Annotated in this window: 16 protein-coding genes; 13 read left to right on the forward strand and 3 right to left on the reverse strand. The window is 33.0% G+C overall.

The features are described 5' to 3' along the window. Nucleotides 1–13 precede the first annotated feature (13 nt). Nucleotides 14–1,390, reverse strand: coding sequence for an argininosuccinate lyase (gene argH / locus HT586_RS04225; protein ID WP_203546357.1), 1,377 nt, complete (start codon nucleotides 1,388–1,390; stop codon nucleotides 14–16). Beyond that, nucleotides 1,383–2,588: an argininosuccinate synthase gene (locus HT586_RS04230; RefSeq protein ID WP_096077016.1), complete on the reverse strand. Its 1,206-nt coding sequence runs from the start codon at nucleotides 2,586–2,588 to the stop codon at nucleotides 1,383–1,385. Before HT586_RS04230 ends, argH begins: the two co-directional genes overlap by 8 nt. Nucleotides 2,589–2,882: 294 nt before the next feature. On the opposite strand from HT586_RS04230, the gene HT586_RS04235 reads away from it, so the two are divergent. The 12 genes from HT586_RS04235 (at nucleotide 2,883) to HT586_RS04290 (ending at nucleotide 18,391) form a co-directional block, all read left to right on the forward strand. Beyond that, nucleotides 2,883–4,229, forward strand: coding sequence for a glucose-6-phosphate isomerase (locus tag HT586_RS04235; RefSeq protein WP_096077015.1), 1,347 nt, complete (start codon nucleotides 2,883–2,885; stop codon nucleotides 4,227–4,229). A gap of 95 nt (nucleotides 4,230–4,324) precedes the next feature. Beyond that, nucleotides 4,325–4,924 (forward strand): TVP38/TMEM64 family protein, encoded by a 600-nt coding sequence (locus HT586_RS04240; RefSeq protein WP_096077014.1) that lies wholly within the window; start codon nucleotides 4,325–4,327, stop codon nucleotides 4,922–4,924. Beyond that, nucleotides 4,921–5,409: a signal peptidase I gene (gene lepB / locus HT586_RS04245; RefSeq protein WP_096077013.1), complete on the forward strand. Its 489-nt coding sequence runs from the start codon at nucleotides 4,921–4,923 to the stop codon at nucleotides 5,407–5,409. Before HT586_RS04240 ends, lepB (HT586_RS04245) begins: the two co-directional genes overlap by 4 nt. Nucleotides 5,410–5,420: 11 nt before the next feature. After that, nucleotides 5,421–5,981, forward strand: coding sequence for a signal peptidase I (lepB, locus tag HT586_RS04250; RefSeq protein WP_096077012.1), 561 nt, complete (start codon nucleotides 5,421–5,423; stop codon nucleotides 5,979–5,981). A 61-nt stretch (nucleotides 5,982–6,042) separates the two neighbouring features. After that, the gene (gene addB / locus HT586_RS04255; protein ID WP_203546358.1) at nucleotides 6,043–9,402 is read left to right on the forward strand and encodes a helicase-exonuclease AddAB subunit AddB; all 3,360 of its coding nucleotides are present in this window, start codon (nucleotides 6,043–6,045) and stop codon (nucleotides 9,400–9,402) included. Further along, nucleotides 9,383–12,847: a helicase-exonuclease AddAB subunit AddA gene (gene addA, locus HT586_RS04260; protein ID WP_203546359.1), complete on the forward strand. Its 3,465-nt coding sequence runs from the start codon at nucleotides 9,383–9,385 to the stop codon at nucleotides 12,845–12,847. The genes addB and addA overlap by 20 nt, the downstream gene beginning before the upstream one ends. After that, nucleotides 12,844–13,887: a hypothetical protein gene (locus HT586_RS04265; protein WP_203546360.1), complete on the forward strand. Its 1,044-nt coding sequence runs from the start codon at nucleotides 12,844–12,846 to the stop codon at nucleotides 13,885–13,887. Before addA ends, HT586_RS04265 begins: the two co-directional genes overlap by 4 nt. 71 nt (nucleotides 13,888–13,958) lie before the next feature. After that, nucleotides 13,959–14,858 (forward strand): fumarylacetoacetate hydrolase family protein, encoded by a 900-nt coding sequence (locus tag HT586_RS04270; protein WP_203546361.1) that lies wholly within the window; start codon nucleotides 13,959–13,961, stop codon nucleotides 14,856–14,858. A gap of 152 nt (nucleotides 14,859–15,010) precedes the next feature. Then, the gene (locus HT586_RS04275; protein ID WP_238999321.1) at nucleotides 15,011–15,397 is read left to right on the forward strand and encodes a YisL family protein; all 387 of its coding nucleotides are present in this window, start codon (nucleotides 15,011–15,013) and stop codon (nucleotides 15,395–15,397) included. Between the two features lie 120 nt (nucleotides 15,398–15,517). Beyond that, nucleotides 15,518–16,930, forward strand: a complete 1,413-nt coding sequence (locus HT586_RS04280; protein ID WP_203546362.1) for an alpha-amylase family protein — start codon at nucleotides 15,518–15,520, stop codon at nucleotides 16,928–16,930. Nucleotides 16,931–16,988: 58 nt separating this feature from the next. Further along, complete coding sequence (locus HT586_RS04285) at nucleotides 16,989–17,516, forward strand: helix-turn-helix domain-containing protein (RefSeq protein WP_086039228.1); 528 nt, start codon at nucleotides 16,989–16,991, stop codon at nucleotides 17,514–17,516. A gap of 11 nt (nucleotides 17,517–17,527) precedes the next feature. Continuing rightward, nucleotides 17,528–18,391: an IS3 family transposase gene (locus tag HT586_RS04290; RefSeq protein WP_232779643.1), complete on the forward strand. Its 864-nt coding sequence runs from the start codon at nucleotides 17,528–17,530 to the stop codon at nucleotides 18,389–18,391. 172 nt (nucleotides 18,392–18,563) lie between these two features. On the opposite strand, the gene HT586_RS04300 is transcribed toward HT586_RS04290, so the two are convergent. After that, complete coding sequence (locus HT586_RS04300; RefSeq protein ID WP_048728532.1) at nucleotides 18,564–18,878, reverse strand: ArsR/SmtB family transcription factor; 315 nt, start codon at nucleotides 18,876–18,878, stop codon at nucleotides 18,564–18,566. A gap of 368 nt (nucleotides 18,879–19,246) precedes the next feature. Here HT586_RS04300 and HT586_RS04305 point away from each other — a divergent pair, with 368 nt between their 5' ends. Further along, on the forward strand, nucleotides 19,247–21,172 hold the full coding sequence (locus tag HT586_RS04305; protein ID WP_198337172.1) for a heavy metal translocating P-type ATPase: 1,926 nt from the start codon (nucleotides 19,247–19,249) through the stop codon (nucleotides 21,170–21,172). The last annotated feature ends 199 nt before the right edge of the window (nucleotides 21,173–21,371 follow it).

Below are 21,371 nucleotides of genomic sequence, written 5' to 3' on the forward strand. Positions count from 1 at the left end.
AAACAAGGCGAGTCTAATATAACTTAGACTTGCTTTGTTTTATTTGTGCTAATACTGATTGAGTGCTTGTACCGTTATAATTTGTTCTTCGTTCAACAGCAGATTTTGGAGCTAATATAATATAAATTTCATCACTAATTTCAGGATGAATCGCTTTGTATCTTTCTAACGTCACATCTTTTAAATATATATCCTCTTTTATACAATCAGCGACGAGTTTACCTGTTATAGCGTGTGCTTCTCTAAACGGAATTCCGAAACTTACGAGGTAATCAGCAAGTTCAGTTGCATTTGAAAAGTCTTGTTCAAGCGTATTTGAAATATTTTCTTTATTAATTTGCATTGTATCGATCATCCCGCTATAGATTGTTAAACTATCTAAACAAGTCTCAATTGAGTCAAAGAATGATTTCTTATCTTCCTGTAAATCTTTATTATAGGCAAGCGGCAATGATTTAAGTGTCATTAGCATACCAATATAATTGCCAGCGACTGTTCCAGATTTGCCACGTACGAGTTCTGCCATATCAGGATTTTTCTTTTGAGGCATAATAGATGATCCTGTAGAATAAGCATCACTCAACGTAATAAAGTTAAATTCATGAGAACACCAAATGATGATTTCTTCTGATAATCTGGATAGATGCATCATGATTAGATTGATATTGTTCATTGTCTCAAGAATATAATCTCGATCACTTACTGCATCAATACTATTTGGGTAAATGTGATCAAAGTTTAATAGTTCAGCAGTATGTTGCTGATTGATTGGATAAGTAGTTCCTGCTAAAGCACCTGAACCAAGCGGCGATACATTAATGCGTGATAGACTTTCCTCTAATCTTTCCTTATCACGTTGTAACATCCAGAAATAACTCATCAAATGATGTGATAATAGTATCGGTTGGGCACGTTGTAGATGTGTATAGCCTGGAATAATGACTTCGATATTATCTTCTGCAACACGGATAATACTTTCCTGAAGTTTTGTTATTGTTTTAATCATTAGCTTCACTTTTTTCACGGTAAATAAATGCATATCTGTCGCCACCTGATCATTACGTGAACGCCCAGTATGAAGTTTTCCGGCAACTGGTCCAATTTTTTCGGTCAACAGATGTTCAATATTCAAGTGAATATCTTCATACTTTGATGAAAAAGTAAGTGCATTTTTTTGATGATCCAACTTAAGTGATTCGAGTCCTTCTTTAATTTGCTTTGTTTCATCATGCGTTAAGATATTACTATCACCAAGCATTGTGACATGCGCAATACTGCCTTCAATATCTTCATAAAACAGGGCCTGATCAACATCGATAGACTGATTGAATTTCTCAACGAGCGCATCCATGGATGCTTCAAAGCGTCCTCCCCATAATGCATCACTCATTAAAATCACCTCTGTAAACTTCTGTAGCTAATTTTGTAGGTAATTCGTATATTTCAATAAAGCCGACACTTGCTTGTTGATTAAACGCATCTTCTTTTGTATATGTTGCGAGTTTCTCATTATATAATGAGTTATCACTTGTACGTCCAACAACAGTAATATTTCCTTTATACAGTTTAACTTTAACTTTTCCATTTACATATTGCTGTATATCATTCATCATATTTCTAATATGATCTGATAATGGAGAGAAGTATAGACCATTATAAACGAGGTTTGCAAATTGTTGTTCCACATATGGTTTAAAGTGTTGCACATCTTTCGTAAGCGTTATTGTTTCTAAAGCCTGGTGGGCATTAATAATAATCATAGCACCTGGTGCTTCATAGACTTCACGAGATTTAATACCGACAAGTCTATTTTCAACGTGATCAATTCTACCGACGCCGTGTTCTCCACCTATTTTATTCAGTTGTTTAATCAGTGTATGTAATGGTAAGTTTTCTCCATCGATTTCAGTTGGCAGTCCATCTTTAAACGTAATTTCGAGATAAACTGCATTGTCTTGAGCATCAACGGGTGACTTTGTTAATTCGTAGGCATCTTCTGGTGGTTCTATATATGGATTTTCTAAAATACCACATTCGTTACTTCTTCCCCATAAATTTTGGTCGATTGAATAAGGTGAATCAAGATTGATTGGAATCGGGATGTTATGAACTTTAGCGTATTCAATTTCTTCTTCACGACTAAATCCCCAATCACGCACAGGTGCTAACGTTTTTATGCTCGGATCTAAACTATGGATTGCAACCTCAAAACGTACCTGGTCATTTCCTTTTCCTGTACACCCATGTGCGATATATTGCGCATCGAACTGATGTGCAACTTTTACAAGTTCTTTAGCGATAAGTGGACGGCTAAGGGCAGAAATTAAAGGATATGTATTTTCATATAAAGTATTACCTTTAATCGCATAGCTTAAATAATCTTTTGCATAAACTTCTACCTGGTCTAACATAATGGATTCGATTGCTCCAACTGTAAGAGCTTTTTCTTTTACAGTCTGAAGTTCTTTACCTTCGCCAACGTCTAGACAACAAGCGATGACATCATAACCTTTTTCAATAAGCCATTGAATAGCAACACTTGTATCTAAACCTCCTGAGTATGCAAGTACAACTTTTTCTTTTGCCATAAATAAAAACTCCTTTATAATAAATATTTGATATTATGAATTAATATACATATAAAGATAGCAGAATAGAAAATTGATTTCAAGTGTTTTATTCATAAAAGTGCATAATTATAGAAAAACAAATTTGTTTGATCATTATTTAAACGCTCTACGTTAGGTGTACTACACAAAAAATCAATTGTCATAAAAATTTAAATTTTATAACTATATATACGCTTACAAAATGCGATTCTATTGAGATGTATGTTTGGATAGAGTACAATAAATGTGAATTTACAAACAGGAGGATTTATGATGACACATATTAAATTTGATTACAGTACAGCTGAAACTTTTTTTGGTCAACACGAATTAGAGCAAATGCAGTCAATCGTTAAGAACGTACACAGCACAATTCATGACGGTACAGGTGCTGGTAGTGACTTTCTAGGATGGGTGAACTTACCGAAAGATTATGATAAAGAAGAATTTGCACGTATTCAGGCTGCTGCGAAAAAGATTCAGTCTGATAGTGAAGTGCTGGTAGTTATCGGTATTGGTGGCTCTTATTTAGGAGCGCGTGCAGCGATTGAAATGTTAAACAAATCGTTTGATCATTTAAAAACTGAACAAGGTAAACCTCAAATCATCTTTGCAGGGCACCAGTTATCTTCTTCATACTTAAGCGACTTAATCGAATATGTAAAAGATAAAGAATTCTCAGTTAACGTTATCTCAAAATCAGGAACTACAACAGAACCTGCTGTAGCATTCCGTGCATTTAAGAAAATATTAGAAGAGAAATACGGTAAAGAAGGCGCAAAGTCTAGAATTTATGCGACTACTGATAAAGCTAAAGGTGCTTTAAAATCACTTGCAACAACTGAAGGATACGAAACATTTGTAGTACCTGATGATGTGGGAGGACGTTTCTCAGTATTAACAGCTGTAGGATTATTACCGATTGCAGCAAGTGGTCATGATATTGAATCGATGATGCAAGGTGCAGATCAAGCGCGTATCGATTTAGATTCAGATAACTTAGAAGAAAATATTGCATATCAATATGCCGTTATTCGTAATGTTCTTTATAATAAAGGTTACACAATCGAAATGTTAATCAACTATGAGCCGAGTCTTCAATACTTTAACGAATGGTGGAAACAATTATTCGGTGAATCAGAAGGTAAAGACTTTAAAGGTATTTATCCATCAAGTGCAAACTTCTCTACTGACTTACATTCATTAGGTCAGTATGTTCAGGAAGGTCGCCGTGACATTTTTGAAACAGTTGTGAAAGTACAAAATCCAAGAGCTGATATTACGATTGAAGCTGATGAGAATGATTTAGATGGATTAAACTTCTTAGCAGGTAAAACATTAGATTTTGTTAATACAAAAGCATTCCAGGGAACTATTCTAGCCCATAGTGATGGTGGTGTGCCGAACTTGGTTGTTGAAGTACCACAACTTGATGCGTTCACGTTTGGTTACATGGTTTATTTCTTTGAATTAAGTGTAGCGATGAGCGGCTACTTACTAGGTGTGAATCCATTTAACCAACCTGGAGTTGAAGCATATAAACAGAATATGTTCGCATTATTAGGTAAACCAGGATTCGAAGATAAAAAAGCTGAACTTGAAGCACGTTTGAATCAATAATATTGTTGACTTTTTGAGCTAAGGCGTATTGCCTTAGCTTTTTTAATGCACTATTTCTTTAATTTCGATAAAATGAGGTGAGAGTAGGTGGCGTTATGGATTTTATAATGCAGTATTTTAGTGAAGAAGCAATCAAAGGATACTTTGATACTTTTGAATCATTTGGTATCATCATTGCATTCTTACTACCTTTTTTCGAAGCATTTATACCGATATTACCGATTGCTTTATTTGCAGTTGTCAATGTGAATACCTATGGGCTTTATTGGGGGTTTATTATTACTTGGTTGGGTGCTTTTTGTGGTGCATATATCGTATTTCTATTAATAAGGAAATACGGACAACACAAATTTCTGAGGCATCTCAATAAACACCCTCATACGTTAAAGTTTATTAGACGTATTGATGAAAAAGGTGTCATGCCGTTATTCATTTTATTATGTTTTCCATTTACTCCATCAAGTGTGATAAATGTTGTCGCAGGGTTAAGTACAATACCTTTGAAACAATATCTTATCGCTGTTTTAAGTGGAAAAGCAGTTATGTTGTTCATATTAAGTTTTATTGGTAATGATATATATTCCTTTGTTAGAGAGCCGAAAAAGAGTATAATTGTAGCTATAGCTTTACTCATTTTATGGATGATTGGAAAGCTTATTGAAAGAAGTATTACACATAACGAGGCCAAACGATGAAAATTAAAAGTATTATCATTTCGTTAATATTTTCACTGATTTTTGTCATATTATTACGTTCATTTTTTATTTCTAACTATATTATTGTTGGTCACTCAATGGAACCTACATATCATGATGGTGATCGTGTACTCGTCAATCAATTTATTGATATTGTAATTGAACCCCAAATAGATGATGTTTACTTTTTTAAACTGAATGAAAATGAAACTATGATAAAACGTATTATTGCAACGCCGGGTGATTACATAAAAATATCTAAGGATACGCTTTATATTAATGGAAAGAAGTCAAGATACAGTGATTCGTCGATGAAGCTATTGCTGAATGATAAGATGAGAAAGTATCGTATTGTTCCGCAAGATTGTTATTTAGTTCTTGGTGACAATATTGATGATAGTACTGACTCAAGAACATATGGATGTATCAGTCGAAATCAAATGTTAGGAAAAGTGATTTATACGTATTGGCAGAATAAAAAATAAGAGGTGGCAATTTGAAGAAGGAAATCGTAGAATGGTTGATTGCGATAGTAGTTGCAGTAGCTTTAATATTTGTAATTAATCAATTTTTATTTGTAACGTATACCGTAAAAGGAGATTCAATGGATCCTACTTTAAAAGACGGAGAAAAAGTAATTGTGAACAAGATTGGCTATACATTAGGAAATATTGACAATGGTGATGTAATTGTTTTCCATGCAGATGAAAAAGCAGACTATGTAAAACGTGTTATCGGTAATGCAGGTGATACAGTTGAATATAAAGATGATCAATTATTTGTGAATGGAAAAAAAGTAGATGAACCTTATCTTGAAGAAAATAAAGTAGCAAAAACAAATATTTTATTAACTGAAAATTTTAGCGTTAAAGATTTAGCAAACGCTAATGGTAAAAATAAGATACCTGAAGATAGCTTACTTGTATTAGGTGATAATCGTGAAGTAAGTAAAGATAGTCGTTATTTTGGTTTAATTAAAGAGGATCAGGTGGTCGGTGAAGTTGCATTACGCTACTGGCCATTCAATAGTTTTCATTACAATTTTGATTCAAAATAAAAACTACTGCACTTTTTATAATTTATTATAAGAAGTGCATTTTTTTTAGGAGGTAAATTTTATGTCCGTTAAATTTTTGATGGGTAGACGTGGTACCGGTAAAACGCATTATATTATCGAATCTATTAAAGATAAACTTAAAGAGCAAGCATTAGGTGATCCAATTATTATGATAGCACCGAGACAGAGTACATTTTCAATTGAACAGGCGTTAAGTCATGATGAATTAATTAAAGGAAGTATGCGCACGGCAATATATTCTTTTGATCGATTATATTGGCGTCTGAAAAGTGAACTTGGTGGTACGGATTTATCATTGATTTCAAAAGCGGGTATTGAGATGTTGACGTATGATGTATTATTACAGCAACAAAGAAAATTACGTCGTTTCCAGACATCGAGCCAGTATTATGGATTTAGTCAAAAACTCAGTCAGACGATTAGTGAATTAAAAAAATATAATGTTACTGTTGAGCAATTAAAAGCATTATCAACTGCTAACTTAGAAGTAAGAACGCAGGATAAACTACATGATATTGCACTTGTTTATGATCATTTAAATAATGAAATGAACAATGAATTTATGCAATCCGAAGACACACTCTATCATTTAATTCAGTTGATAGAATCATCTGCATCAATAAAGCAATCTGAAATATATATAGACGGATTTTATAATTTTACGACTATGGAATATTTAGTTATTTTAGCACTGTGCAGATATGCAAAATCTGTGACGATTGCATTAACGATTGATCCGGAAAAGCGAAGTGATCTATTTCGTAAAACAGAAGAAACTTATCATGATATTACAGAATATTTAAAGACTGCCCAAATTGATTTTGAAATCAAAAAATTTATTACGAAATTTCGTTTTAAAAATGCAGCTTTAAACCATTTAGAAGAAAATTTCGATGCAATTCATGTAGATGCTTTACCTGAAACTACAATTGAATTATTAGAATCAGATAACATCCAGTCTGAAGTGAATGCAATAATGCATAAAATATACAACTTAGGAAAATCAGAATACAGATATAAAGATATCGCTGTATTATATCGAGAACAATCTTATGCGGATGCTTTGATTAAAAGAGCAAATCAACTGAATATACCTTATCACACAGATAAAAAAGAAGTGATGCATCATCACCATAGTATAGAATTAATCCGTTCTTTACTTGATTTCTTCAAAAATACTTATCAAATCGATCATCTGTTTAGAGCATTAAAAACAGGTTTACTCACGAAAAATGTTGAACGATTAGACATACAGTTTGTTGATATGCTTGAAAATGTAATGATAACACGAGGTATGCAATATAAAGACTTGATTCAAAGAAGAAAGCTTCAATTTAATAAGGATGACATGTATTCCACGGAAGTTTGGGAGCAGTTTTCACAATACATAGAAACAACACTGGAAATTATTGAACCTTTAAGAATTAGTTTAATGAATGCTAAGAATGCGAATGAATTTGCTACATATTTATATCAATTTCTGTTGGAAATTCAGTTGCCTGAATATTTGATGGCAAGTCGTGATAAGATGCATGAAGCGGGTCAAAATTATAAGGCACTTGAGTTTGATCAATTGTTAACAGGTATTAACCAAGTGTTAGACGACTTTGTTGAAGTACTACGAGATAAAGATTTACCTTATCAAGTAATGACAGAAATCTTAGATGTTGGCCTTGTTGCTTTAGAATATAGTGCAGCTCCACAAGGGTTGGACCAAATACAAATTTTGAACTTAGATTTAGCTAAAGTTGAAAATAAAAAAGTTATTTTTGTTTGTGGGTTGAATGATGAAATATTACCACGTCGAATAAAAGAAGATGCAATTATTACCGATTATGAAAAAAGAAATATATCAGATATAGGTGGCTTAAAATTAGCACCAACCACTGATTTATTGACACAAGATGAACGTTTTGTTGCGTATATGGCGATGACCAATGCATCTGAATTGCTTTTCCTGTCATATAGTTTGATGAATCAGTCTTATGAGGCGATGCGTCCTTCTCCTTATATTAACGATATTAAAGGCATCAGTCTTATACATACAGTTACCACGTCAGAATTTAAACCAAACGAACGTATAACGACGATAAATACTGGTATTAATGTTGCAGCGCATCATTATCAGGATGCTAAGTGGCAGTCAATTATTAACTACTACATTAACAATGGATACAGCGACATATTTGATTTAGGTAGATACCGTAACCAGACAAAACCGCTGAATGAAATAAATATTGATACTCTATATGGTGATGTTATAAAAGCGAGTGTATCGCGCTTTGAAAGCTATAATCAATGTGCTTTTAAACATTTTGCTGATCATGGATTAAGACTAAGACCTCGTGATAATTATGAACTGCAAAGTTTCCAGCTTGGAAATATTTATCATGAAGTATTGGCTTATTTAGGTGAAACGTTTAAAGACCAATTATTTAACATTTCTAAAGAGGATATCAGACAAGCAGTACGTCAATATTTAGCACAACATTTACCGAACGTACAGTTTGAAATAATGTATTCTAAACAACATTATCGTTTTATGATGCTTAAGATTGAAGCGATGCTGACGGATACATTTAGCATGATTCAGTCACATCAGAAACAAAGTAAATTTAAGATGGCTAAATTTGAAACTCGATTTGGTAAAGGCGGAGCACTTGAAAGCCAGAAGATTAATTTACCTGCAGGAAAAAAGGTCGAAATTAGTGGTCAGATAGATAGAATTGATATATTAAATCATATGAATCAGGATTATGTCTCTGTTATAGACTATAAATCCGGGTCTACAGCCCTTGACTTACGAAAAGTTTATTATGGCATTCAGATGCAGATGATGACGTATATGGATGTCGTATTACAAAATAAATCAGCCCTTGGACTTAAAGAGACAACACTTCCTGCAGGGATGCTGTATTTTCATGTTTATGAACCAAAGCTTAAGTTAAATCATAAAAATGAAATGTCTGAAGATCTGTTAAAGAAAAGAGCTGCGGCATACAAGATGGACGGTTATATTATTGATGATTTAGACTTGGTGAGTTATTTTGATAATGCGATTAGTGAATCGAATAAATCTGATATTGTACCTGCTAGTTTAAAAAAATCAGGAGAATTTACTGCTGCATCAAAAGTATTACCTGTCGATGTGCTTTATCGCTTTATTGAACATAATCGTAATAACTTTAAACAGACGGCGCAAAATGTGTTATCTGGAGACTGTAGTATTATGCCTTTATCATATGATAATAAGTTACCGTGTGATTTTTGTGATTTCAAACCGGTATGTCATATCGATCCAATTTTAAATGCACAGGATATCCGTGTGAAAGATGAGAAGATAGATGCTATTCAAGAAGTAATGAAAGGAGAACAAAATGATGGCGATGACGTGGACTGAAGACCAGTTGCTTGCGATAGAAACAGTTGGTCAGGATACTTTAGTATCAGCGGCAGCAGGCAGTGGTAAGACTGCTGTTCTCGTTGAACGAATTATACGAAAAATAATCGATCAAAAAATAAATATCGATGAAATGCTGATTGTGACATTTACGAATGCGAGTGCCAAAGAAATGCGCGAACGTATTCATGCAAGAATATTAAGTGAATTAAGAAATAATCCAACGGAACATCTTAAAAACCAGCTCATTAAAATTCATCAGGCAGAAATATCAACGCTTCATCGTTTCTGTTTAAATTTAATCGAGAAATATTATTATACAATCGATCTGGATCCTACTTTCAGAACAGGAAACGATGAAGAAATGTCACTATTATTGATGCAGGCGATTGATGAAGTTTTAGAAGAGGCGTATGAACGTCTGGATGATGATTATTTAAAATTAATCCTACATTTAACAAATGAACGAAGCGACAATGAATTACGCACCTTACTGTCGAAATTATACTACTTTACAATCGCAAACAGTGAACCACTATTATGGTTACAAAAAATGCGAGCAGCATACAGAGATGCACATGTAGAAGATGAAAATTTTAAACGTTTAGCTGAGATTATAGACACGTCTATTCAGCATGCACGATATCTCATCAGACGTGCAGAAAATTACTGCATGGATGAAGTGTTTGAGAAGACGTTAGAATATTTACAGAATATCGATAAAAGTCTTGAAATGCCGAATGGATTAGACGCTCAATATGAACATATTAAAGATATTGCGTTTGGACGCAAACCAGCTGTAAAGACAAAAGACGACCCTGAAGCGAAGGTGTTGAATGACTTAATCACTAAAGATCTGTCAGAAGTAAAAGGTATTATTGCTAGTCTTCAAAGGATGCTGTATGCTGCACCACAAGAAATGGCAGAGGATATACAGGCAATGTACGGTGAAGTATCAGCACTAACTGAACTAACAGCTCAAGTGATAGAGCGTTTTGCAACATTAAAACGCGAACGTAAAGTCATTGATTTCAGTGATTATGAGCATTTTGCATTAAAGATATTATTATCTGACGGTAAACCAACTGAAATTGCACAAAATTTACGTGAGCATTATCATGAAATTTTAGTCGATGAATATCAGGATACTAACCGTGTACAGGAAAGTATTATTCAGGCTATAAAAAAACATCCGGAAGCTTCAGGTAATCTATTTATGGTTGGAGATGTTAAGCAATCAATATACAAATTTAGACAGGCTGAACCTGAGTTATTCCTGCAAAAATATGCTGAATTTAAAACAGAGAAAACCGGCAAAGTTGTAGAACTTTCTAAAAACTTTAGATCACGTCTTTCTGTTATTGATGATACGAATGCAATATTTGAACGTATTATGGATACAACGATAGGTGATATTGAGTATGATGCTGCACAAAAACTATATTACGGGGCACCATTTGATGATGAACCACAATCAACAGAAATGGTTGTCATTAATAAAGCGCATATTGAGTTAGAACATCCCGAAAGTCATTATATTGCACAACGTATTCAGCAAATTATTGAAAATGAGCAAGTATATGACGTAAAAACTCAACAATACCGTAAAGCTACATATAAAGATATTGCGATTCTTGAACGTGGTTTTAGTAATGCAGTGACACATATGCAAGTGATGAAAGCATATAATATACCATTCCATGTAAGCAGTAAAGAAGGTTATTTCAAGACCGATGAAATTGAATCTATCATGAGTTATTTACGTGTTATTGATAATCCGCTGCAGGATATTCCGTTAGCAGGTATATTGCGTAGTATTATCTATCAGTTTAGCGCTGATGAAATTGCAACGATTCGATCTATCGATACTTCAATCTATCTTTATCAAAACTTATTGCAGTATAAAGAGAGTGGTGGCAATGATACTTTAAAAACAAAAGTAATAAAAGTATTAAGTGATATTGAAGATTATCGTAACTGTCAACAATCGATGAGTGTAAGTCAGTTAGTGTCATATATATATGAGGATACACATTTTGTTGAAAAATATTTATTACTAGCTGGCGGGCAACAGCGAGAAGCAAATTTAAATAAGTTACTTAGTTTAGCTGATAACTTTGAACAATCAAGTTATCGCGGTGTTTTCCAGTTTATTCGATATATCGATAATATGTTAAATAACCAAAAGGATTTTGGTGAAGTGAATATCATATCGGATGAAGCGGATGTCGTAAGAATGATGACAGTCCATGCTTCAAAAGGATTAGAGTTTCCATTTGTAATCTATGCAGGTCTAAATAAAAAATTTAACTTAAGAGATATGAATTCAGATGTATTACTGGACCAGCGTATGGGATTGTCAATTAATTATTTCGATGCAAAAGCAAATGTTTCATTTCCTTTAATGTTAAACGGTATATTCAAGCATCAGCTCAGATTGTCACAAGTATCTGAGGAATTACGTCTCATGTATGTAGCATTTACACGTGCACGTGAGAAATTAATTTTACTTGGTTCTGTTAGAACGGAAGAAGCAATAGAGAAATATCACAATATTGATATGCACGATAAACTTGATCTTTTCTATCGTATGAATGCTACGACGCCTCTAGCATTTATCCTGCCTGCGATATTACAGCCTGATGCACCACTGCATATTCCGGTCACTATGATTTCTGAACTTGAGTTTATTCAACCAGATATTACTGAACCTTCAGTCGATGCAGATTTAGAAGCATTAAAATGGTTAACTGACTTAGAAAATTATCGTTATCCATATGAGGAAGAATTTACGCTACCGACAAAAGAAAGTGTATCTGATATTAAGAAAGCAGAATTAGAAGACGACTTAACAATGTGGACGTATGTCAATCAATATAAACTTGGTAAGAAACAATTTGACCGACCGAAGTTTATGACAGAACAGAAGAAAACAGCGCAGGAAGTCGGAACATTAATGCATCTCGTTATGCAGCACTTACCACAGAAGAGAATGAATGATAGTGAATTACACGACTTCATTGAAAGTTTAGTTGATAAGAAATTGATTGCTGCTGAAGACGTAGCATATATTAATATCGCGCATATAAAGACCTTTATGTCATCTGAAATTTTCAGTATGTTAATAGAGGCTGAAGAAGTATATCATGAACTGCCCTTTGTTATCGGCAAACAATATTTAGTCGATGCACATCCAGATCAACTTGTACAGGGGATGATCGACTGTGTGTTTAAATATCATGATGAATATTATCTATTAGATTATAAGACAGATAAAGTTGTGCCAAGGTTAGGCAGAACGATTGATGAAACAATACATTCTATGGCAGAGAATTATCGTATTCAGATGACTTATTATAAAGCAGCGCTAGAAACGGTGTTGAATGCCCCTGTAACACCTTATCTGTATTTCTTTGAAGGTGGATTAGTAGAGGTGAAAGCATGAAACAAACTTTAGTACATGTGTTATATGCAATACCACTTATATTATATACATTAAGTGTGGCATTTTTAATCAATCAGCCGATTGAACTGATTAATCCGTTTGAATATTATAATGCAATGGAGATGCCAACTTTATCTTTATATATTATGATGATTTTATTTGTAAGTTTTAGTATGTTCGGATTTATTATTGCTTATCGTTTTTCTATTCTAAGTAAGCTCAATAATAAATCGATGCTATTATTTATACTATTTAGTTTATTATTTTCATTATTTATCACAAGAATGAGTGTGATGTTAGAGCTAGCAGTTATATTACCGATATTAAAGTTTTTAAGCAGAAAACAAATATCTTCCAGACAATATTTGTTGTTGTCTGGCAGTATATATGCTGGATTTTTGTTTATTATCATCATTCCGTTAATGATTCTTTATAAAGATTATGAAGCATTTTTAAATGTAAATCAGTTTCAGCAGTTTATAGAGATTTATAATAAGCATCAATTATTTGATTTCTTACGTTTAAATATAACGTTATTTATTTCACACTTATTACATTATATCGTTGTATTATTTGTCGGAATTATGCCGGGATTGTTAATGGGGATGTATCATCGTAATAAAAGGGAAGACTCAATTAATATCATCATTCAGGCGCTCATTTTTTTAATTAGTGGAACAGCTGTAAAGTTACTTATTTTTAAATTTAGCTATAGCTTTCTGCAATTTTCATTAGCAATTCTTGGTTCAGGCTTACAAGGTATAGGAGTAATGCTATTAATTATCTTGTGTGTAAGATATATTGAGAGGAAGTATAAGGCAGAAGAGATGACACAGCATGCATTATTATTTATAAGCATGATGTGTTTAATTGAACTGATTATTTATAGTTTATTTACTGGAATATATAAATTACCGTATCCTTCAACATCTATCATAAATTTATTACAGTATTCTTTGATAGTGGCACTTGTTATACCTATATTATTCATTGTTTTAAGTAAATTGAGTGATAAACATTATAAAAATAATAATAGATAAATCTAAAAAGCATGAAAGTTATGACAATATTCTGTATAATGAGGGCAACACAGAAGAGGAGTGGAAGCAGAATGAAGTTTTTAACATTTAAGGTTGGCGATAAAGAAACATATGGTGTTAAAGTTAAACGTGAGGATGCAGCTTGGGATTTAGTAAAAGTATTTGCTGATTTCAAGGAAGGGGATTATCCTAAAACGTTACTTGAAGCTTTACAGCAAAATAATACAGTAGATTTTCAGGAGTTAGTGCGTGCAACAATTGAAAAAGTTGAAGCATCTGAAAAAAAGGCTGATTATAAATATGAATTCACAGCGATTCAATTCTTACCACCTGTTACACCTACAAATAACGTTATTGCAATCGGTCGTAACTATGAAGAACATGCATCTGAACTAAATAATGAAGTGGATGCATTATATGTATTTACAAAGGCACCATCAAGTTTAATTGGTGATGGAAATGAAATTCCTTCACATAGTGACGTAACGAATGCGCTGGATTATGAAGGTGAACTAGGTGTTGTTATCGGTAAGTACGGACATAAGATTCCAAAAGCGATGGCATTAGATTATGTTTATGGTTATACGATCATCAACGATATTACAGCACGTGACCTACAGAAAACACATTCACAGGCATTTCTTTCGAAAAGTTTAATTGGTGGTTGTCCGATGGGGCCATACATCGTTACGAAAGATGAATTACCTATGCCTGAAAATACAAATATTGTGACGAAAGTTAACAATGAAATTCGTCAGGACGGTAATACGAAGGATATGGTATTAAAGATTGATGATTTAATTGCTGAAATTTCAAAATATGTAGCACTTCACCCGGGAGATGTTATTGCAACTGGTACGCCAAGTGGGGTTGGAGCTGGTATGAATCCTCCAGTTTACTTAAAACGTGGCGATGAAATCAAAGTTACGATTGATGGTATTGGTACATTGGTGAACACGGTAGGCGAATAAAACTTTTTATTAGAGGGACAGTTTTTTAAACGGACTGTCTCTTTTTATGAATAAATATAATAACAGTTTTAATAAACTATACGCATTAGTAACGAAAAAATTAAATATATGTTAAACTATATGAGTATGTATTATAGATAGGGGGAATACAGTTGATTACTGGTATGTTACATTTACACATCATGAGTTGGGTTGTTTTATTAATCGTCTTTTTTGCAGCATATGAAAACTTCTCAGATCGCTTAGGACCAAGCAAATATTTTAAACCACTGATGATGTTATTACGTATCTTTGCTTTACTTGCTCTAGTAAGTGGAGGTTACATCTTCTTTAAAGCAATGAATGCAGATGCAATGATGTATGGATTTAAATTTTTATTAGGACTAGCAACAATTGCTTTGATGGAAGTAACTTTAGCACGTAAGAAGAGAAAGAAACCTTCAAGAAACTTCTTCTACATTGTGATTTTAGTTGCACTCATTACGATTGGACTAGGTGTTCATTTACCACTTGGACCAATCACAGGTATGTTTAAGTAATCCGTTAAGAACCTCAGAATTGAGGTTCTTTTTTTCATTCATGAACTTTTTATGAATTTCTCCCCACGTTCTGTTTATTTTAGTATAATCAAAGATAACGACTAAAGTGAGGTAATTAGAATGAAAAAATTTATAACACTACTAGCAAGCATTCTTTTATTATTAACGTTTCATCAGAATGCTGATGCTGCTACAAAAAAGGATTTACGTATTTATAGTTTAATAATCGATCGTTTTATGAATGCCAATGCTGCGAATAACAAACATATTCATAACGAAAAAGATAATACACTACCATATGGTGGAGATTTAAATGGTGTTATCAATAAGATGGATTATATTAAGAAGATGGGGTTTAATACCATTCATCTTTCTCCAGTATTCGAAAAAGACCAAAATGATTATTTAGGTTATAAAGTTAAGAATTATAATACGATTGATGATGTTTACGGTGGCGAGAAACAATTTAAAAAGATGATTAAACTCGCTCATAATAAGAAGATGAAAGTTATTGTAGATATTCCGTCTACTGTGACAGAAGGTTATACTGAGACAAATGACACGAAGATGAATGACTTTCAAAGAGCTTATTTTAAGGACATGAAAATCATAGACTTAAAAAATAGTAATAACCAAAAAAAATTCAAAACATCAGTGACGCAATTTGTTGATAAATATAATATTGACGGTGTTTCGATGTACGTTATGCAGGATGGCATCGATGCAAAAGCAATATTCCCTGAGAATGTTGAAACGATTGCAATATTAAATGAAGATATTAATGTGACAGGTTTCAAACACATACAAAAATTAGCTACTACAAAAGCAATCGCTAATGCTTTTAAGACAACTGATCAAGATATTCCTAAAAAGTACGAAATGAATGAATTACTAGCAAGTGATAACTTCTTTATGCCGAGGTTTACAAATTATGCAGCGAATGAAAATATGTTTCCGGGTACTCGTATAAAGCAGCTTATGAGCTATTTGATGGTTCAGAAAATGCCTATTAGTATGACGTATGGTACTGAAATAGCAATGAACGGAGATAAAGCACCTGATATTCATCAGTTACTTGATTTCCGTGTTGATAAAGAAGTTATTGAATACTTAGAAGTTACGAGTGGTGTTTACAAAAAGTATAATGAAATGTTTGATGGTAAATCTGAGGTTATCTATAATAATGAAGGTAATCAATTAATTTATTTTGATACAAACAAGGTTGACTTTATCTATAACATTAATAATACGAGCAAGGCAACGAATATTAAGCTGGATAGCAACCGTGTCCCTAAAGATAAAATGTTAAGTGGATTATTAATAGGAGACCGTATTCATTATAAAGATAATAAGTTTTCACTGATTACAAATCGTGAAGAAGCGGAACTATATGCAGTTGTGAAGAATCAAGGATTTAACAATGGTTACCTAATTGCTGCTGGTGCGATTATCATATTATTCACTTTATTTATTATCGGAGCAACTCGAAACAGAAAAAGATATATAGCGAATCAGCAAAATAATCAAAAATAAAAAAACCGCAAAATTGAAGTGCACCCCTAAAGTTGAACCTTAAAATTCAACTTTAGGGGTGTTTATTTTGAATAAAAAGCATGATCTTGATTTTAAATTAAAACTAATCAAAGAATATAAAGAAGGAAATATTGGTTATGATTCATTAAGTAACAAATATGATATCGATCCTTCACAACTAAAAACATGGACTTACCAATTTGATACCTTCGGTATTGACGGTCTTATATCCAGTATGACCAGAAAGAAATATTCAACAGATGAAAAATTAAGAATCATTCAGTATAGAATTACTAATCAACTTTCATATAAAGAAACTGCTAGAATCTTTGATATTACTAACCCTACTTTAATAGCTCAGTGGCAGATGAAATACAATCAATATGGTATCCTAGGTTTAGAATCAAAACCGAAGGGTCGTGCGTCTAAAACTATGAAAAATAAAAAGGTTGATAACACTAGTTTAAACGAAAGTGAACGACAAGAATTAATACGCTTACGTGAGGAAAACAGGAGATTAGAAATCGCAATTGCTCTCGAAAAAAAGTTACAATCCTTAGCTCGAAAAAATCAAACAAAGAAATAGTAGCTGCTATTATTGAGTTAAGGAATGAATCTAACTATAAGTTAAAAGAAATATTATCAGTAGCTATGATAGCGAAAAGTGTATACCATTATTGGAAATTACGACTTAGTGTCACTAAACATAAAGACAATTATTTAATTACTTTGATTAAAGAAATCATTAACAAACATAAAAATAGGATAGGTTATCGTACAGTAACCGACGAACTAAGAGAGTTAGGTTTTGTAGTTAACCATAAAAAAGTTCTTAGAATAATGAGAGAAAATAATTTACTTTGTACAAAGTTTAAGCATAGAAATAGAACATATAAGTCGTACAAAGGGAAAGTTGGCAAAACAGCTAAGAATAAATTGAATCGTAGATTCGTAACTAATCGCCCATATCAAAAATTACTTACTGATGTAACACAATTCAACATTAAAAATGGAACTAAGCTATATCTGTCAACAATTTTTGATGTATGTTCGAAAGAGATTATTTCTTATTCAATTAGTAAGCGTCCAACATTGGAATTCGTTATGGAATCATTGTTAAAAGCAATTAATGTAATTCCAGACCTTCCCTATAGAACTACAATCCATTCCGATCAAGGGTGGCAATATCAGCATAAATCTTGGGTACAATCTTTGAAAAAGAATAGAATTATTCAAAGCATGTCTAGAAAAGGTAATTGTCTTGATAATTCTCCGATGGAGAATTTCTTTGGTATTTTAAAACAAGAAATGTTTTATGGAGAAACATTTGATTCTTATGATGAACTAGAAGAGGAGATTATTGACTATATGGAGTATTATAATTTAGTCAGAAAGAAGAGAAAATTAAAAAGCAAGACTCCTGTAGAATACAGAAATCTTGCTTTAATGAAAGTAGCTTAATAAAAAGTTCAACTTTTTGGGTTCACTACAAAAGAAGGCACTCTCTTCGGGTTTTCGGTCTGTACTGAAATCAAGGTATTATTGGGAATCCCAGCTTAAATCATAGATACCGTAAGGGATTTTATTCTTTATTTAAAACTTTGCAACAGAACCTTTTATACCTTATTAGCTTTTATTGTTCTTGTTCATTGATATGAGTTAAGACTTGTTCGAGAATACTGAAAACATGAAGATCATCAAGACTGTAAACCATGCTTTTCCCTTCTCTTCTTGCCTTCACTAAACGTGAATCTTTCAATATTTTTAGTTGGTGTGAAATCGCGGACTGTTCCATATCCAATGCAAGCACAATGTTTCCAACACTGAGCTCTTCTTTCTGTAAAAGAAAGAGAATTGACAAGCGTGTAGGGTCACTAATCACTTTGAATACTTTGCTTATTGATTGGATCTTCTCTTTATTGATTGGCGAAGTTGTTGATGTATCCATATGATCTTATTCCTCTCACATGATTTTCCATTCATATATATATAATACCACGTGAGTAAAACGATGCTAGTTTTTTGTTTATAGACAAAATTAAGACTTTTGTATCAGCAATAGTAGTCCATTTGAATAAGAAGCATCTTGTCTTGACAAAACTCATACAGTGAGTTAATATGATTTTGTAAACATATGAATATAACTTCATATCTTTATCATAATCATTCCGATTTACAAATAAAAGGAGATGGAGACTGGATAAGCCCAAACCATATGAATCCTTGCCTTACTTAAGCAAACAAACGAGCTCAGAATTTGCAAGGCACAAAAAAAGTCAACAAAAATCAAAGAAATTTAATAGAAAGGTGATAGAAATGGAAACTACCAAAGAGCAACATTCACAGGAAAAAGAGAAACATAACCACGACCATGATCACAATCACGGGAAGATGCCTATTATTCTATACTTTATTGGTTTGGCATTGGCAATTGTTGCATTGTTCTTAAGTGGAGAATATCAATTAATTAAAAACATCATGTTCTCACTCGCCACAATTAGTGCGGGCTATCATGTCATTGTTCTGGAAGGTCTTGGAGAGACAATTGAGAATACAAAAGCAAATAATAAGTTTACGCCTAATTCTCATATTTTAATGGGATTAGCGGCTATAGGAGCTTCAGCGATAGGGAATTTTTGGGAAGGAACGTTGTTGATTCTCATTTTTTCAGGCGCACATTTCCTGGAAGATTACGCTGAAGGAAGAAGTAGACGAGAAATAACGAAATTACTCGAAATGAACCCAACAACTGCTCGGTTAATTTTGCCTGATGGGAATACAAAGATTGTTGACGTCAGTGAATTAACAGTTGGGGACCAACTTCAAGTACTAAACGGTGACCAAGTACCCATTGATGGAGTCATTTTATCTGGCTCTACTTCCATTGATGAATCGTCTATTAATGGTGAAAGTATACCCAATGAAAAAACAAAAGGAGATACCGTTTTTGGGAGTACGATTAATGGGACAGGCACGTTTACAATGGAAGTCACCAAAGAAAACGAAGATACAGTATTTTCAAAAATTTTACAATTAGTGAACCAGAACCAAGATAATCAAACAAAAGCTGCGAGTATTATCCAAAAATTCGAACCGAAATACGTCACAGTTGTTTTAATTGCCATTCCCCTGTTCGTGTTATTGGCTCCTGTTCTACTTGATTGGACATGGTCACAAAGTATTTATAGGGGATTGGTTCTTTTAGTTGCAGCTTCACCCTGTGCTTTAGCAGCAGCTACCGTATCGGTAACCTTATCAACAACCTCTAACCTGGCCAAAAAAGGTGTCCTTTCAAAAGGTAGTTCTTATCTGTCTCAATTAGCTGATACTCAAGCAATTGCGTTTGATAAGACGGGAACTTTGACCAAAGGAAAACCAGAAGTAACCAATTATTATTTTGCCGATTCTGTGAATGAAGAAAATATTATTGATATCGTAGTGGCTCTTGAAAAAGAATCCAATCACCCTTTAGCAGATGCCATTCTAAGAAAGTTTGAACAAAAAAATAAGCTTACCATTGAAGTAGAAAATCAGATTGGTAAAGGGTTGACGGGAGATTATAACGGAAGAAATTATCGGATTGGAAAACCAACTTCGTTTGACAATGTTGAAAATGAATATATTCGTTTAAATAAGGAATGGGCATCAGAAGGTAAGACAGTCGTATACGTAGCAGAAGATGAGAATGTCATTGGACTTATAGCTCTCATGGACATTCCAAGTGAACATGCAAAAGAAACTATTAATTACTTTAAAGAACACGGCATACACACCACTTTAATTACTGGTGACTCAGAAATGACAGGAAAAGCAGTTGCAGAACAATTAGGAATAGATGAAGTAATCGCGAATGTCATGCCAGAAGATAAATCTCGAATTATTGACGAGCAAAAAGAGAAATACGGCGTAACAGCAATGGTGGGTGATGGTGTAAATGATGCCCCTGCCCTTGTTAATGCAGATGTAGGTATTGCCATGGGGGACGGAACAGATGTAGCAGTAGAAGTGTCTGATTTGGTTTTAATGCAGAATAATTTATCCAAATTGGTACAATCTCATAATATTGCAACCAAAATGAATCGTGTCATTTGGCAAAATATTTTTTTCTCAATGGCCGTTGTTGTCTTTTTAATTATTGCTAGTTTCTTAGGTTTGATGGATATTGCAATTAGTGTCTTCCTTCATGAAGGAAGTACGTTGGTCGTTATTCTGAATGGACTTCGTTTATTAAAATCTAATTAATTCTATCAAAACCCATAAAGCTAGGGTATAGTAATAACTGTCTGAAGTTAATATGCCTTTAACGTTCTAAAAACGTTAGAGGCATATTTTTTATAAATTACTTTGTCTCAAAAACAGTCGATTATGATACGATTTTTAAGGACTGTTTTTTACTAAAAAAGTAGTCCTTTTCAGTATCAAAACTTTTTTCTTTATGTAT

This window comes from Macrococcoides bohemicum (assembly GCF_016865215.1).
GTDB lineage: Bacteria > Bacillota > Bacilli > Staphylococcales > Staphylococcaceae > Macrococcoides > Macrococcoides bohemicum.

What these genes read in the sequence shown, in the direction of transcription:
- HT586_RS04305 (WP_198337172.1), top strand. Translation starts at nt 19,247, where the DNA reads ATGGAAACTACCAAAGAGCAACATTCACAGGAAAAAGAGAAACATAAC.
- addA (WP_203546359.1), top strand. Translation starts at nt 9,383, where the DNA reads ATGGCGATGACGTGGACTGAAGACCAGTTGCTTGCGATAGAAACAGTT.
- HT586_RS04270 (WP_203546361.1), top strand. Translation starts at nt 13,959, where the DNA reads ATGAAGTTTTTAACATTTAAGGTTGGCGATAAAGAAACATATGGTGTT.
- addB (WP_203546358.1), top strand. Translation starts at nt 6,043, where the DNA reads ATGTCCGTTAAATTTTTGATGGGTAGACGTGGTACCGGTAAAACGCAT.
- HT586_RS04240 (WP_096077014.1), top strand. Translation starts at nt 4,325, where the DNA reads ATGGATTTTATAATGCAGTATTTTAGTGAAGAAGCAATCAAAGGATAC.
- HT586_RS04300 (WP_048728532.1), bottom strand. Translation starts at nt 18,878, where the DNA reads ATGGATACATCAACAACTTCGCCAATCAATAAAGAGAAGATCCAATCA.
- argH (WP_203546357.1), bottom strand. Translation starts at nt 1,390, where the DNA reads ATGAGTGATGCATTATGGGGAGGACGCTTTGAAGCATCCATGGATGCG.
- HT586_RS04235 (WP_096077015.1), top strand. Translation starts at nt 2,883, where the DNA reads ATGACACATATTAAATTTGATTACAGTACAGCTGAAACTTTTTTTGGT.
- HT586_RS04280 (WP_203546362.1), top strand. Translation starts at nt 15,518, where the DNA reads ATGAAAAAATTTATAACACTACTAGCAAGCATTCTTTTATTATTAACG.
- HT586_RS04265 (WP_203546360.1), top strand. Translation starts at nt 12,844, where the DNA reads ATGAAACAAACTTTAGTACATGTGTTATATGCAATACCACTTATATTA.
- HT586_RS04230 (WP_096077016.1), bottom strand. Translation starts at nt 2,588, where the DNA reads ATGGCAAAAGAAAAAGTTGTACTTGCATACTCAGGAGGTTTAGATACA.
- lepB (WP_096077013.1), top strand. Translation starts at nt 4,921, where the DNA reads ATGAAAATTAAAAGTATTATCATTTCGTTAATATTTTCACTGATTTTT.